Source organism: Mesorhizobium sp. M7A.F.Ca.MR.148.00.0.0 (assembly GCF_003997735.1).
Lineage (GTDB): Bacteria > Pseudomonadota > Alphaproteobacteria > Rhizobiales > Rhizobiaceae > Mesorhizobium.
This window is the reverse complement of the sequence record NZ_RZTB01000684.1, coordinates 1-238: the sequence shown is the minus strand read 5'-3', so window position 1 is coordinate 238 and position 238 is coordinate 1. Positions and strand designations below refer to the sequence as shown.

Annotated in this window: 1 pseudogene; it reads right to left on the bottom strand. The window is 66.0% G+C overall.

Going from position 1 to position 238, the window contains the following annotated elements:
- A pseudogene (locus EOB49_RS35835) lies at positions 1 to 238 on the bottom strand (LPS biosynthesis choline kinase); the annotation flags it as partial.

The following is a 238-nucleotide window of genomic DNA, read 5'->3' as shown; positions in this document are numbered from 1 at the left end:
GCGCCTGAATCGTGCAGCTTGCGAAAGGCTTCGCCGGCGCGTGCCGGACTGCCCGGACGTGTCCGGAATTTCTCCGGCGACATTGTTTCGGCGCCGGCGATGTAGCGTGTCACCATCACCCCGGTACCGGGGTCGACATGCAGCACCTCGGGACTGACCCCCGCTTTTGCAGCTTCGCGCGCGGCCACCGCTTCGTTGGCCCGGTTGATGTATTCCTCGGTGCCCTTGCCGGGAATGC